The organism is Muriicola sp. E247, from assembly GCF_041358175.1.
Lineage (GTDB): Bacteria > Bacteroidota > Bacteroidia > Flavobacteriales > Flavobacteriaceae > Muriicola.
Map to the genome: position 1 here is coordinate 615,400 of NZ_JBGKBE010000001.1, position 13,265 is coordinate 628,664.

Genomic DNA, 13,265 nt, shown 5'->3' on the forward strand with positions numbered 1-13,265 from the left:
TTAGTGCCTGTGAGCCCGAGACACTGGAAATAGACCCGTGAAGACGTGACTAAAAAAAAGCAGCTAAAATACGACAAGGCCTATTTGAGAATGGCGCACGAGTGGGGGAAGCTTTCCTATTGTGAAAGGAAGCAAGTTGGGGCCATTATTGTAAAAGACCGGATGATTATCTCAGATGGATACAACGGAACTCCCACGGGATTTGAAAATTTCTGCGAAGATGATGAAGGATATACGAAATGGTATGTCCTGCATGCCGAGGCCAATGCAATTTCAAAGGTAGCCTCCTCTACCCAATCGTGTGAAGGAGCCACTTTATACATCACATTGTCGCCGTGCCGAGAATGCAGTAAGCTCATACATCAGTCTGGCATAAAACGTGTGGTATATCAGATCGCTTACAAGGATGGTTCAGGTTTACAATTTTTGGAGAGGGCCGGAGTGGAACTGGAACATCTGCCGCATATACTAGAAGAAAATGTTTAGGAGAAGATGAAGAAATATCAATACATATGGCCTGCAGTCATAGCACTGGCACTGGCACTGGGTATCTTAATAGGAGGTAAGCTCCATTTTAATGATTCCCCTGAAAAACTCTTTACTACAAATTCAAAGAAAGATAAACTCAACCGACTCATAGACTACATTGATTATGAGTATGTCGATGAGATCAATACCGATAGTATAGTTGACGTTACCGTGAATAACATCCTGGAAAAATTAGATCCGCATTCGGTCTATATCCCCAGGGAAGAGCTCTCCCAGGTATCAGAGAATATGAAAGGAGATTTCGTTGGGATTGGGATTAATTTCTACATGTATCGCGATACTATTACCGTGATAAGGACAGTTGAGAATGGCCCTAGTTTTTTAAAGGGAATAGAGGCCGGAGATCGTATTTTGGTAGCCGATAGTGATACGCTATATGGGAAAAATCTTCCAAGCAGGAAGATAGTGGGAACACTTAAAGGAGAAAGTGGAACAACGGTAAATTTAAAGGTTTACAGGAAAAAAGAGGATCGATTCTTTGATGTTACCCTAAGGAGAGACCGGGTTCCTATTAAAAGTGTTGAATCATACTATATGCTGTCACCCGATATGGGATACATCAAGATCAACAGATTTGCGGAAAGCACTTACAAAGAATTTAAAAACGCCTTGAGGTCTTTACAAAAAAAAGGTGCCAAGAAATTAACCCTCGACCTAAGAGATAATCCCGGGGGCTATCTGGGAATCGCAGAACAGCTGGCTGACGAATTCCTGAAAGACGGGAAGCTTATTCTTTTTACCAAAAATAAAAAAGGGAAGATTGATAGGATGTATGCCACTGAGAAGGGATCTTTTGAGGACAAACCCGTTTATGTACTGATCAATGAGCGATCGGCATCTGCCAGTGAGATCATTGCCGGGGCGTTGCAGGATAATGATGTAGGTACAATCGTGGGTCGCAGGTCATTTGGAAAAGGCTTAGTGCAAAGGGAAATGGCCCTGGGAGATGGCTCGGCTGTTCGCTTAACGGTTTCACGCTACTATACCCCAACCGGCAGGTCGATTCAGCGCGATTATCAAAACGGAAGTGAAGATTATTATGAGCGATTTGAGGAGCGGTATGAAAGCGGAGAATTGGTTTCAGCAGACAGCATAAAGGTGGCCGATTCACTAAAATATACTACCCCTAAAGGAAAAATAGTCTATGGGGGAGGAGGCATCATCCCGGATGTGTTTGTTCCCATTGGCAATATAGAGGAAGAGACAATCAAGAGCATGGAGAGTCTGGGCTTTATTTCCCGATTTATATTCGAACATCTTGAGGAAGACAGGCAGCGGTATAACGACTATACTGAATTCGAATTCGTAAATAACTTCAGAGTGGATGACATCCTGTTTGAAAAGTTTGTGGACTTTGCCCTGTCTAATAACATCAGCATGGATTTTTACCAATACGATCAGCGTATTAAACTGTATTTAAAAGCTGCTTTGGCAGAGCAGTTATATTCTCCTAATATCAGCGCTAAGATCAAAGGGGAGATTGATTATATGCTACAAAAAGTGATTGATCTCGACTCGCCTACCTGGCAAGCCGAAAAGCGTTTTCTAAAGGAGTAAATTAACCTAAGATTGTATTAATAACGGTCTAAGAGATCCTGAAAATCCTTATTGTTTTTAATTTGCCGGAATTCTGCCGTATTTCTAATAAAATCTTTATCGGTCCATCCCAGTTGTAAAACCCTTTCCAAATGATCCAGGGCGGAAGGATTTTTATTCCATGCTGCGTATTTCCGGGCTAATTGGTAGTGTGCATACGGGCTGTCAGGAGCAATTACCAAAAGCAGATCTTCGGTATACTCCTGCTCCTTCACTTTATTTTCGCGTAAAAAGGAGTCCATAGATTCGCCCGCCATGGCGAAGAGTGAACGCTGCAGCCGAAAGGCCATCAGTTGGTATTCTGTTTCTTTATGCGAGCTGTATTTTTCATTTAGTTCCTGTATGGTTTTCTTCCACCATTGAAACTTATCCGGACTATGCCCAAGAGACAATTCAAGAGCAAATTTCTCCTTCATTTTGTGGTTTAAAGTATCTTCCAGCATGGCTACCTTGTTAAGGAGTGCTTTTTCCTTTCGAAAACTCTTAGCGCGATTTATTTTTTTTAATCGCTTTTGAAGACTGTCTGTATCGATCAGATCCGGATAATACTTTATCAACCGGTTTAATTCCCTGGCAGCGTCTACCAGTCGATCTTCCTTTTCAAATTCCATCGCCCTGCTAAGAACCTCGCTAAAATTTTCGTTTCTCTGCAGATTATTTTCTTTCTTGATTCCCTTTCGGATAGCTTCTTCTTCGAGCCAATTAAATGCTCGGAAGATTACCTCAGACGGGGGCCATCGGTGCTCCCCTTCAAATACAATCAGTTCGTTAGAGATCTTAAGTGATTCTAGCCATTCTTTGGTTTTGTGCATTTCACGGTAGTTCATGTCCTTATTTCCAACGATCCCTAGGTAGGAAAAACGGCTGTTTTTGCCCGGGAAATAAAGAGGATACTGAGCAAAGCCTGCGCCACATGCGATAACGCCCTGAATGGCACCGCTCAATACGGCAATCGTCCCGGCCAGACGCGAGCCACCAGAAAATCCGGCGGTATATATACGATCGCTATTTACTTTATATTTTGCAAAAACAGTTTTAAAGAGTCGGTCTGCAATTTCCAGATTAGGGGCGTAGGGGCCGTTTCTGGAATTGTTGGAACAAATAAGGATATATCCGTATTTCTCCGCGATTGAAATAAAGGGCTGAATTCCGGTTTTTCCCCTGCCGGCGGGATCAAAAATAAAAACGATTGGAGAGGGTTGGTTATTTTGATAACCAGTTGGAAGATATACGGCAAAAAACTCATCCGCCGTTCCTGCTACCGGAATCGAATCAATCAATACTCCGGTTTCTTCCTGAAGGGGCTGGGCGTTGCCCCAAAGGCAGGTGCTGAGGATGTAAATGAACAGAATACGTTTCATCCCTGTAAAGTAAGAAAATCAGAGAACAACTTCTGTTAAGGAAAAGTTCCAATTAATCCTCCACCTTTTCCTGGATTTTCTTAGAAGTCAGTAAAATTAGAAGGAGAATAATAGCACAAAGCGAAGCAACAATGCCTATTACCGCTATGATGCTCTGTTCTCCAAGGGGGTCATTAAAATCTACAATGGTGACATTGTAAACAATAAGGGCCAGAGCCAGTATGATCAGAACAATAGTTAGTGTTTTATTCATATGTCGGGATTCTTTTTGTTTTCAAATTTAGTTTGTCTATTGAAACAATTGATTAATGTTTGTGGCAAACAATTTTACAGCAATGGCAAGGAGGATCACCCCAAAGACCTTTCGAATAACACCGAGTCCGCCTTTCCCCAGAATGCGTTCAATCTTTGACGACGACTTTAAGACAAGGTAGACAAAGATGATATTGATGATGATCGCCACTATGATGTTTTCTACGTAAAATTCGGCCCTCAATGCAAGAAGAGCGGTCATAGTTCCCGCTCCTGCTATTAGTGGAAATGCTATAGGTACAACGGATGCTGTCTCGGGCTCATCGTCTCTGTAAAGCGTTATCCCTAGGATCATTTCTATTGCGAGGAAGAATATAATAAAAGCTCCCGCTACAGCAAAGGAGTATACATCTATTCGGATAAGATTGAGTATTTCCTCCCCAACAAATAAGAAAGCAACCATGATGCATGCTGCAATGATGGACGCTTTTTCAGAATGGATATGTCCTACTTTTTTCCGCAGGTTGATAATAATGGGAATACTTCCAACGATGTCTATTACAGCAAAAAGTATGATGCTGGCTGTTGCTATTTCTCTGAAGTTTAAGTGCATGATTTTTACTTTAAAAGTGGTGCAAAAGTACTATATATTTTAGGTACAATAAGAAGGTTATATAGAATATTCTTAAGGAATTTCAGGCTTATTGAGGTATCTTTGCGGCTTATTAGATGAATATGTTTCAGTTAGGGAAAACACTGGTGTCAGAGGAGATCATAGAGAAAGATTTTGTCTGTAATCTTACCGCCTGCAAGGGAGCTTGTTGTGTTGATGGGGATGCAGGGGCACCGCTGGAGGAAAGTGAAACACAAATCCTCAGGGACATCTATCACAAAGTAAAGCCATTTCTTCGGCAGGAAGGGATAGAAGCCATAGAGGAGCAAGGCCATTATGTAATCGGAGAGGACGGGGAGTGGGAAACGCCCCTGATCGGGAAAAAGGAATGTGCCTATACGGTTTTTGATAAGAAAGGTATCGCTAAATGTGGCCTGGAAGAAGCGTATAATGAGGGAGTTACTTCCTGGAAAAAACCGGTTTCATGTCACCTTTATCCCGTTAGGATTACTGAATACACAAATCTTACTGCAGTAAACTATCACAAATGGCAACTCTGTGATCCGGCCTGTGACCTGGGAGAAAGTTTGCAGGTGCCGATTTATAAATTTGTACGGGATGCTCTAGTCCGCAAATTTGGCGAAAACTGGTACGCCGAATTAGTGGAAATTGCTAATGAGCACAAGTCTTCACGAAACAAGTAGGTATTTCATAGATTTTTTAGCACCGTTAAAGGAATATTTTTTCCCTGGGACTCAACTTTGTATAGCTTTCGGGTCCCTAAGGTGATATCCGTATAATACGATTAACCTGAGAGGAAATAGAAATCAACCAATTACCACCATGAGAAAGTGTGTTCTCTTGTTTCTTTTGTTCGTGTTTGTACTCTTCCTTGCGGCTTTATCCGAAAATAATGAACGGGAAGTTGATAGTCAAAAGGTAGCTGTGGAGGAACAACTCCAGGATCCACCCCTGGACAATACTACGGCCCTTAATTCCGACCGTAAGTAAGTCCTCAGACCGATTACTTTAGTACTTTCAAAGTACTACTACAGGATATTCTGTACAACCTCCTTATTTCACTTTTTTCTAAGGCGATAGACGCCTTACTTTCTTTTATGCCCAATGAATACAATTTCCGAAATTCAGAAGCATTCCTGACTAAGGTGAACAAAGCAGAAAAATCCCGGATCTGATTGCCATTGCTGAAATTTCTTCACTAATTATAAATCCGTAACACTCAACAGTATAAAATAAAATACTTTTTGGTCTATTTTAATTTAGACAAAAAGCTAAAATATTTATACAAAATTTCTTCTTGGGTTAAAGGCAGTAAACACCACTATCGAACCTAGATTTCAACATGTTGTGTTAAAAACTTTGACCCCCTTCTCCCCAAACCGACTTTACAATTTAATAACATTTTCCAATCTTTGTTGGTCTCAGCACGAAGCACTTTTACACTCATATAATAATTTTAAAAGAACGGAAAAATGTCAAAAGCCCTAGAGCCCATTTTAGAAGAAAATGAAGATCGATTTGTAATCTTCCCAATAAAACATCACGATCTATGGGAGTGGTATAAGAAATGTGAGGCGTGTTTCTGGACTGCTGAGGAAATTGACCTTCACCAGGACCTGGCTGATTGGAATAATAAACTCAGCGATGATGAAAAATACTTCGTCAAACACATCCTGGCCTTTTTTGCTGCCTCCGACGGAATAGTGAACGAAAATCTTGCCGAAAATTTTGTCAATGAAGTACAGTATACGGAAGCAAAGTTCTTCTATGGTTTCCAGATCATGATGGAGAACATCCATTCTGAGACCTACTCATTACTGATCGACACCTATGTTAAAGATGAGAAGGAAAAAAACATCCTGTTTAAAGCGCTTGAGAATTTTCCGGCAATCAAGAAAAAAGCAGACTGGGCCCTGAAATGGATCGATTCTCCGAGCTTTGCAGAACGTTTGATCGCTTTTGCAGCCGTGGAGGGAATCTTCTTCTCAGGTGCGTTTTGCTCCATTTTCTGGTTAAAGAAGAGAGGTCTTATGCCCGGACTCACATTTTCTAATGAATTGATCTCCAGGGACGAAGGAATGCACTGCGATTATGCTGTACACTTACACAACAAACATCTTGTCAATAAGGTTCCCAAAGAGAGAATTAAAGAGATCATTGTAGACGCACTTAATATCGAAAGAGAATTTATTACAGAATCACTTCCTGTTAGTCTAATTGGGATGAATGCCAAACTCATGACACAGTACCTCGAGTTTGTAACAGATCGTCTTCTCGTCGAGTTGGAATGTGAGAAAGTCTATAACTCCACCAACCCATTTGATTTTATGGATATGATTTCCCTACAGGGGAAAACTAATTTCTTTGAAAAGAGGGTATCCGAATATCAGAAAGCCGGAGTCCTGAACAAGGAGAAAGATACAGACGCACAGAAGATCAGCTTTGATGCCGACTTCTAAATAGATTGTGGTTTAAAAAACCCTGATAATACAGGGTTTTTTATGCTCAATTTTTAAAGTGTTAAATCTTTAATAAATAACTCAGACCAACCTTAATATTTTAATTTAATAAGCGTAGCAAAATGTATGTAGTAAAAAGAGACGGTAGAAAAGAACCAATGATGTTCGACAAGATCACGGCCAGGGTTCGAAAATTGTGTTATGGCCTCAACGATCTTGTAGATCCAGTAAAAGTTGCCATGAGAGTGATAGAAGGACTCTATGACGGGGTAACCACCTCAGAACTCGATAACCTGGCAGCAGAGATAGCCGCAACACTTACAACGGCTCATCCGGATTATGCAAAACTCGCTGCGCGTATTTCAGTATCCAACCTGCATAAAAACACCAAAAAATCATTCTCCGAGACCATGAAGGATCTCTTTGAATACGTAAATCCCAGAACAGGAAAGAAAGCACCCCTGCTCTCAGAGGAGGTATTCAAAGTGATTACAGAAAATGCGGAGAAATTAGACTCTACCATTATTTACAACCGTGATTTTGGCTACGATTATTTCGGTTTTAAAACATTGGAACGATCATACCTTTTAAAACTAAATGGAAAAATAGCTGAACGTCCTCAGCATATGCTGATGAGAGTTGCAGTGGGGATACATCTAAACGACCTTGATTCGGCAATTGAGACCTATGAGCTCATGTCAAAAAAGTTCTTTACCCATGCAACGCCTACGCTCTTTAATTCCGGAACACCAAAACCTCAGATGTCTTCCTGCTTTCTGCTGGCCATGAAGGATGACAGTATTGACGGAATCTATGATACCCTTAAGAATACGGCAAAAATATCCCAATCTGCCGGGGGAATAGGATTGTCTATTCACAACATCAGGGCAACAGGTTCATATATCGCAGGGACTAATGGAACTTCAAACGGTATTGTCCCGATGCTAAGGGTTTTTAACGATACGGCGAGATATGTAGATCAGGGAGGTGGTAAAAGAAAAGGCAGCTTCGCAATCTACGTGGAACCATGGCATGCTGATATCTTCGAGTTCCTGGAATTAAAAAAGAACCACGGAAAAGAAGAAATGCGTGCACGTGATCTGTTCTATGCGATGTGGATTCCGGATTTATTTATGAAACGCGTGGAAACCGATGGGAACTGGACACTGATGTGCCCTAATGAATGTCCAGGCCTTTTCACTCATCACAGTGAGGAATTTGAAGAATTATATCTCCAATATGAAAACGACGGGAAAGGAAGGAAAACCATTCGCGCGAGAGAATTATGGGAAAAGATACTCGAATCTCAAATAGAAACAGGAACACCTTATATGCTCTATAAGGATGCAGCTAATCGCAAGAGTAACCAGAAAAATCTGGGGACCATCAGATCTTCTAATCTGTGTACAGAAATTATGGAGTACACTTCCCCTGATGAGGTGGCCGTATGTAATCTGGCCTCTATAGCCCTGCCAATGTTCATCAAGAATGGAAGCTTTGATCACAAGGAGCTATTCAGGGTAACAAAACGGGTAACTAAAAACCTCAACAGGGTTATTGACAGAAACTATTATCCGATCAAAGAAGCTGAAAATTCCAATATGAGACACAGACCTATTGGTCTGGGTGTTCAGGGCCTTGCAGATACCTTTATTACACTTCGTCTTCCGTTTACCAGTGACGAGGCCAAGAAATTAAATCAGGAAATCTTCGAAACGCTTTATTTCGCTGCAGTTACAGCATCGATGGAAGCAGCCAAGGAAGAAGGGCCTTATTCTACCTATAAAGGTTCTCCAATTTCCAAAGGAGAATTTCAACACAACCTTTGGGGGATTAAGGACGAGGAATTATCTGGTCGCTGGGATTGGGATAAATTGCGCAAAAGTGTGAAAAAACACGGGGTTCGTAATTCACTCCTTGTCGCGCCCATGCCCACAGCCTCTACCTCTCAGATACTTGGAAACAACGAATGTTTTGAGCCTTATACATCAAATATCTATACCAGAAGAGTTCTCTCGGGGGAATTTATCGTAGTGAACAAACACCTTTTGGAAGATTTGGTTGAACTGGGCTTATGGAATGAAAACCTCAAGCAGGAACTGATGCGGGCCAATGGTTCTATTCAGCACATCAAAGGAATCCCAGAAGACATAAAAGAGCTGTATAAAACGGTTTGGGAATTGAGTATGAAGGACATTATTGACATGTCAAGACATCGCGGCTATTTCATCGATCAGAGTCAGTCTCTGAACCTGTTCATGGAAAATGCAAATTATTCAAAACTGACCTCCATGCACTTTTATGCCTGGAAGAGTGGACTGAAAACAGGAATGTATTATCTGAGAACCAAGGCCGCAGTAGACGCCATTAAGTTTACCCTGGATAATACGAAAAAGAAAGAAGTCCCGGTTAGTGTAGCTGCAGAAGCAGAAGTATTGGCAGCCTCAACTCCCGATCCCAAGGCTGCAGATGCTATTCAGGTAAAGACTTCTCCGGTTCAGGGGGCAGAAGCAAATGTAGAACCGATGACCCCAGAAGAAATGAAAGCATTAATCGCACAGGCCAGAGCAGGTGAAGCAGATGATGATTGCCTGATGTGCGGTTCCTGATTGCCTAATTTTTTCAAATCAGACCATGGACGAATAACACTTTTGCCTTAGGTATTAGAATAGTGTTTATTGAATTATACCCTGGATGTCCTTACCCCCATAAAGGCGTCCGGGGTATATTATTTGATCTGGGTTAACTTTTTAATGTTCTATACGGGGTAGAATAACGCTTTTGCCAATGAATAGCAGGGCAATATAAATAAAGAGAAGTAAAATATAGTATTCCATAACGCATCATCTTTCATTTATATATACGGGATAATGCTGTATTTCAGATGTTTATAGTATATCTGAACGGAATTAAGTGAAAAATAAAGAATATTTAAAGGGGATACTCGATTCAGATCAGGAAACCGGATCTACCCTTTTATAGGCATCAATTACGGCCCTCTCGCCGGCCTTTCCCGCCTGTGAATTTCCGTGTTCCATGCCCAGTATTCCTTTATAACCTTTATCGTTAATAAATTTCAGAACATTTTTGTAATTGATTTCACCACTGGTTGGTTCTTTTCTCCCCGGATTATCGCCTAATTGGAAATATGCGATCTCATCCCAGCAGGCCTCGATATTTGGGATTAAATTTCCTTCCTGAATTTGTTGGTGATAGATATCGAAAAGTATCTTACACGATGGCGAATCTACGGCCTTACAGATCTGATAAGCCTGCGGACTGTTTGTTAAAAATAATCCCGGATGATCTCGAAAATTCAGTGGTTCTAAGACCATGATGAGTCCATGTGGTTCCAGGATATCACATGCTTGTTTTAAGGTAGCTATGACATGAGATGTCTGATACCCCATTTGAAGGTTGAGATCCCTGTGTCCGGGAACTACTGTCATCCATTTGGCTCCTACTCGTTTTGCAACTTCAACGGCATTTCGTATCTGCTCTAGAAATTCCTCTCGTTTATCTCTATCACCTGATGCGAGGTTGGGCGAATTCCAATAGATTTTGTGAGCCACAAACACTCCCATGCTTAGCCCCCTATCTTTCATCACTGCGGCCATGGCATTTTGCATACTCACCGAACGCTGAGCCATCTCATTATCCTCAAATGCGGTAAATCCTTCATCTGCCATAAAATGAAGCTGGGCAATGGGGTCTTCACCTGCACTCTCTCTGAACATCCCTATATGTGGCGCGTATTTCAGCTGAAAATGATGTGCAGGGGATTCACTGGATGTATTCCCAAAGACAGAAAACCCTGTCATGGACAGGGTTCCGGTAGCTAAAGCCGTTTTTTGTATAAAATACCTTCTTTTCAAACGGGATTATTTAAAGTGACCAGTCCTTCCCTCCTGTGAGTTCGTCAAGGTCTCCACAACCAATATATTCTCCCGGAACGGGAAGATAGGCCAGAACATTTTCACCTACATACTCCGAGGTTTTATATCCCCAGATGGTCATGTCCCTAAGGTTCTTAGAAAAGGAATATCTCATTACCTCATCAGGTACTGCCTCATTTTCGCCTTTTGCAGCGGCAGATGTATTCTTGATCATCAGTTCCTCGTTTTCAATCATCTCTTCTTCTGAAATCTGTAGTGTTTTTGCAAAGACAGGTTCCAGATCTTCAGTAGTTAAATCTGCTGCTTTTTCCTTCCCTGCTTCCGTCAACGCTTTCTGTATAAATTTATTCAGGGATAACTGCGTCATATCTTGCTGCAATTCTTCCATGATCTCATTTGTAAACCTGTCAATAAAGACATGTACATTGACTTCTGAAGCCGAAGGGGTATCGGTTTTAGGTAAAATTATATCCACCAGCTTGATCAGAACCTCTCCTTCTTCCTTTGTGAAAAAGTCGGGTGTCCAATCCACTGTTTTAACTTCGTTACAGCCTTGAACAAGGGATAACAATGTTGGGGTGGCAATGGTGTACCCTAATGCCAACCCCATATTTTTTAATGCAATTCTTCTATCCATTATAAGAGTCCTTTTTTAAGTTGTTCCGCTGCGTGATTCGCAGCACGGGCCGTAAAGGCCATATAAGTTAATGAAGGGTTGACACAGGCGGCTGAGGTCATAAAGGCCCCATCAGTGACATAAACATTCTTTACATCATGTACCTGGTTGTATCCGTTTAGAACAGAAGTTTTGCGATCGCGTCCCATTCTTGCAGTTCCCATTTCATGGATTCCCAGACCAAGAGCACCTGGCCTGTCAAAAGTCTGAACATCCCTCAACCCTGCCTTGGTGAGCATTTCATAGGCCTGCTCTTTCATATCCTCACGCATATTCCATTCATTTTCCTGAAATTCAGCATCAAAAGTTACCGTAGGGAGTCCCCATTGATCTAACTTGTCGTAATCCATGGTCATTCGGTTCTCTTCATAAGGCAGGACTTCTCCAAAGCCTCCCATTCCGAATGTCCACCCTCCCGGTTTTAGGATGGCCTCTTTCAGGTCTTTCCCATGTGATAGCTCAGATACTACTTCGTCCCAGTTACCCCTGCTTCCACTGCCCTGGTAGCCGTATCCTCTTTTAAAGGATTTCATGTTGGAACTGCCACCGAGATTTCGGAATCGGGGAACGTAAATACCATTGGGTTTCCTCCCTTTGTAAAATTTGTCCTCAAATCCGTCATATTTGCCGGCAGCACCAACACCGAGATGGTGGTCCATGATATTTCTGCCAAGCTGATCGGAGTCATTCCCCATTCCATTGGGAAAACGATCCGACCTGGATTGTAGAAGAATAGCTGTAGAAGCAATTGAGGAGGCGCAGAGGAAGATCACCTTTGCCTTAAATTCAAATGTTTCTTTGGTTACTCTATCGATGACTTTTACTCCTGTTGCTTTTTTAGTGTCAGGGTCATACATGACCTCATGAACAATAGAATCAGGTCTTAAAGTCATATTTCCGGTTGCCTCGGCCGCAGGAAGAGTAGATGAATTACTGCTAAAATAAGCCCCGAAAGGACAGCCTCTGATACAGCGATTTCTGTATTGACATTTGCTCCTTCCGTCTCCTTCAAATTTCTTACTGCTGTTGATATGTGCCACTCGTCCGGCGGTGATAACTCTGCCATCGAAATTCTCTGCTACTTTTTCTCTAACGTGTTGTTCCACACAGTTGAGTTCCATCATGGGCTCAAAAACACTGTCGGGTAACTGGGGAAGTCCTAAGGCTTCACCTGATATTCCCACATAAGTCTCTACCTTGGTGTACCATGGGGCAATGTCTTTATAGCGAACGGGCCAGTCAACGGCAATCCCATCTTTCTTGTTGGCCTCAAAGTCGAGATCACTCCACCGATAGCTGTGTCGACCCCAGAGTAGCGACCGTCCTCCGACGTGATAACCTCGCATCCAATCAAATCGCTTTGTCTCGTTATAAGGGTGCTCAAGATCATTTACAAACCAAAAATTATGAGGAGCTTTTACCGTATACCCTGTTCGTGCCTGTTTAAACTGTTTGGCGACTTCCTCAGGGGGTAACTCACCATTATTGGGAAAGTCCCAGGTATCCATGTTGGCGGTGGGGTAATCCTCCCGGTGCTTTACCATGCGCCCGCGTTCTAATACAAGCGTCTTTAATCCATTCTCACATAATTCCTTGGCGGCCCAGCCTCCGCTTATTCCAGTTCCAACTACTATGGCATCATAGGAATCCTGTTCCTCATTGTAATAAAATTTACTCATCTAATTCTATAGTTTGAAGGCTAAATGTATTAAATATTAAATTAATTTTCTACATTTAAACGGCCTTATTATTGAGGAATCCGTGTTAAAAAACAGGATTAGTTATCATAAATAAGAATTATCAATTATTTCGATACAGGAGTTTTATCCGTCCTGTGCAGAA

The 13,265-nt window shown here is 41.8% G+C and carries 12 protein-coding genes; 6 read left to right on the forward strand and 6 right to left on the reverse strand.

The genetic code is table 11. The features are described from left to right. Positions 1 to 45: 45 nt before the first annotated feature. Together ACA086_RS02745 and ACA086_RS02750 are read left to right on the forward strand one after the other, a co-directional pair. Entirely contained in the window at positions 46 to 486 is a 441-nt protein-coding gene (locus tag ACA086_RS02745; protein WP_371001806.1) for a cytidine/deoxycytidylate deaminase family protein, read from the forward strand. Positions 487 to 492: 6 nt separating this feature from the next. Then, positions 493 to 2,106, forward strand: a complete 1,614-nt coding sequence (locus tag ACA086_RS02750) for a S41 family peptidase (RefSeq protein ID WP_371001808.1) — start codon at positions 493 to 495, stop codon at positions 2,104 to 2,106. 17 nt (positions 2,107 to 2,123) lie between these two features. Here ACA086_RS02750 and ACA086_RS02755 read toward each other — a convergent pair whose 3' ends face one another. From ACA086_RS02755 to ACA086_RS02765, 3 genes are read right to left on the reverse strand one after another with little or no spacing between them, the layout of a single operon-like run. Further along, positions 2,124 to 3,506, reverse strand: coding sequence for a hypothetical protein (locus tag ACA086_RS02755; RefSeq protein ID WP_371001810.1), 1,383 nt, complete (start codon positions 3,504 to 3,506; stop codon positions 2,124 to 2,126). A 52-nt stretch (positions 3,507 to 3,558) separates the two neighbouring features. Beyond that, positions 3,559 to 3,759 carry a hypothetical protein gene (locus tag ACA086_RS02760; RefSeq protein WP_371001812.1) on the reverse strand — a complete coding sequence of 67 codons (201 nt, stop codon included), beginning with the start codon at positions 3,757 to 3,759 and terminating at the stop codon, positions 3,559 to 3,561. Between the two features lie 36 nt (positions 3,760 to 3,795). After that, the gene (locus ACA086_RS02765; protein WP_369747767.1) at positions 3,796 to 4,371 is read right to left on the reverse strand and encodes a MarC family protein; all 576 of its coding nucleotides are present in this window, start codon (positions 4,369 to 4,371) and stop codon (positions 3,796 to 3,798) included. A 122-nt stretch (positions 4,372 to 4,493) separates the two neighbouring features. Here ACA086_RS02765 and ACA086_RS02770 point away from each other — a divergent pair, with 122 nt between their 5' ends. The 4 genes from ACA086_RS02770 to ACA086_RS02785 all read left to right on the forward strand — a co-directional run bounded on the left by ACA086_RS02770 (position 4,494) and on the right by ACA086_RS02785 (position 9,460). Further along, on the forward strand, positions 4,494 to 5,075 hold the full coding sequence (locus tag ACA086_RS02770) for a DUF3109 family protein (protein ID WP_371001813.1): 582 nt from the start codon (positions 4,494 to 4,496) through the stop codon (positions 5,073 to 5,075). Positions 5,076 to 5,214: 139 nt separating this feature from the next. Beyond that, positions 5,215 to 5,382 carry a hypothetical protein gene (locus ACA086_RS02775; protein WP_371001814.1) on the forward strand — a complete coding sequence of 56 codons (168 nt, stop codon included), beginning with the start codon at positions 5,215 to 5,217 and terminating at the stop codon, positions 5,380 to 5,382. A gap of 482 nt (positions 5,383 to 5,864) precedes the next feature. Next, positions 5,865 to 6,851 carry a ribonucleotide-diphosphate reductase subunit beta gene (locus ACA086_RS02780; RefSeq protein ID WP_371001816.1) on the forward strand — a complete coding sequence of 329 codons (987 nt, stop codon included), beginning with the start codon at positions 5,865 to 5,867 and terminating at the stop codon, positions 6,849 to 6,851. Between the two features lie 122 nt (positions 6,852 to 6,973). Continuing rightward, a complete protein-coding gene (locus ACA086_RS02785; protein WP_371001818.1) occupies positions 6,974 to 9,460 on the forward strand; it encodes a ribonucleoside-diphosphate reductase subunit alpha in 2,487 nt (828 codons plus the stop codon). Between the two features lie 345 nt (positions 9,461 to 9,805). On the opposite strand, the gene ACA086_RS02790 is transcribed toward ACA086_RS02785, so the two are convergent. The 3 genes from ACA086_RS02790 to ACA086_RS02800 are packed head-to-tail and all read right to left on the reverse strand — an operon-like array spanning position 9,806 to position 13,102. Then, positions 9,806 to 10,726 carry a hydroxypyruvate isomerase family protein gene (locus tag ACA086_RS02790; RefSeq protein WP_371001820.1) on the reverse strand — a complete coding sequence of 307 codons (921 nt, stop codon included), beginning with the start codon at positions 10,724 to 10,726 and terminating at the stop codon, positions 9,806 to 9,808. Between the two features lie 10 nt (positions 10,727 to 10,736). Next, on the reverse strand, positions 10,737 to 11,384 hold the full coding sequence (locus ACA086_RS02795) for a gluconate 2-dehydrogenase subunit 3 family protein (RefSeq protein WP_371001821.1): 648 nt from the start codon (positions 11,382 to 11,384) through the stop codon (positions 10,737 to 10,739). Then, on the reverse strand, positions 11,384 to 13,102 hold the full coding sequence (locus ACA086_RS02800; RefSeq protein ID WP_371001823.1) for a GMC oxidoreductase: 1,719 nt from the start codon (positions 13,100 to 13,102) through the stop codon (positions 11,384 to 11,386). The genes ACA086_RS02795 and ACA086_RS02800 overlap by 1 nt, the downstream gene beginning before the upstream one ends. Between the last annotated feature and the right edge of the window lie 163 nt (positions 13,103 to 13,265).